Origin of the sequence: Pectobacterium brasiliense, from assembly GCF_013449685.1 — a bacterium.
In the GTDB taxonomy this organism is placed as follows: domain Bacteria; phylum Pseudomonadota; class Gammaproteobacteria; order Enterobacterales; family Enterobacteriaceae; genus Pectobacterium; species Pectobacterium brasiliense_A.
Window position 1 is genome coordinate 1 of the sequence record NZ_JACDSF010000052.1, and the last position, 1,185, is coordinate 1,185.

A 1,185-nucleotide genomic window follows, 5' to 3' on the forward strand; every position below is an offset into this window, starting at 1 on the left:
CTGGATCAGTTTGATGGGCAGTTGATTCGCTTTTTTGATATCTGCCAGATTTTTTTTGAACTTATTTTTAGCCAAATCCACCCGCGCATCGACGCCAGTCATGAGCAACTCGGCCACGATCGGGTTATCCCGAATCGGTTCGGCGGCTTCGAGCAGCGCGCGGGTCACCGCCTTTTTGGCAGTGGACGCTACGGCATCGAGGCCACTCTTCATGGTCCGCAGATCGTCCAGCTTATTGGAAAGCACCTGACTCCAGTCCCCCTTGAGAACGCCCTTAACGGTATCGACCGCCGTTTCTTTGCCCTGTTCAACCAGTGCATCGGCATAGTCCTCAGGCAGCGCCTTCTGTCTGGCGTCCATAATACTGTCCAGCCTTTCGGATGGCGTATCGTCAAGGGGGGTAGCTAAACCAGGAATATAAACTTTGGCATATGAATATGAAGAGGTGAGTTCAGCCAAAATTATTTCAGGATGGGCACGAAATAGGCGACCAACATTGGTCAGACGCTGGCTGTCTTCATCTACATTGATATTCCTCTTCAAACCATCAAAGAAAAATCCCATTTGTAACGCCAGTGAACAAGTGCCTATCCCCGCCTGATGACGGCTTTCCTCACGAGCAATCCGACACTCCAGATCGTCCCTGTCGATCATCGTCCTCTCCTTGTGCGATAAGGGGCAATAACATCATCCATATCAAGATAGCAACTGCTCACCCAACGCACGACCAGTTTGTTATCAGGTAAAAAAAGCACACAAAAATCATCTTGCCCCTTATCACGTTTTGGCATCGGCAGGGTGATACTATTTTTCTCTGGACGAAGTCCCTGTTCTTCTTGTTGTTTTAGGGTTGCACTCAGTAGCCATTTAATATTGACCGTATCCCCGTCTATACGGTACGGACCTGCTGTACCACCACTGGTATTAAGCCCATCAAACGCAAAAGTATTCCCCCCCATATTACCGTTAACATACACATAGCTAATGGGGCGATCGATCACCGAATGGACAACGATTGACGCTCCGCCATGCCGTTCCTGAATCAGGAATGTCCAGCCCAGCCAAAGCACTAGCAGGATGCTTGCCGTCCACCGCCCCCAGCGTGGCAAGATCTGCCATATCGCCGTGATCAGCCCCGAGATCACTCTTGTTAAACCGCTTGCCACGCTCATGTTCGTCCCTTTT

Annotated in this window: 1 protein-coding gene and 1 pseudogene; both read right to left on the reverse strand. The window is 50.2% G+C overall.

Features of this window, described 5'->3' with window-relative positions:
* Positions 1-654 (reverse strand): annotated as a pseudogene (locus H0248_RS18330) (hypothetical protein); the annotation flags it as partial.
* Positions 651-1,172 carry a hypothetical protein gene (locus H0248_RS18335; protein WP_180787008.1) on the reverse strand — a complete coding sequence of 174 codons (522 nt, stop codon included), beginning with the start codon at positions 1,170-1,172 and terminating at the stop codon, positions 651-653. The gene H0248_RS18335 and the pseudogene H0248_RS18330, both read right to left, overlap by 4 nt.
* Positions 1,173-1,185 lie beyond the last annotated feature (13 nt).

Coding starts and splice junctions, on each gene's coding strand:
- H0248_RS18335 (WP_180787008.1), bottom strand. CDS start 1,172: ATGAGCGTGGCAAGCGGTTTAACAAGAGTGATCTCGGGGCTGATCACG.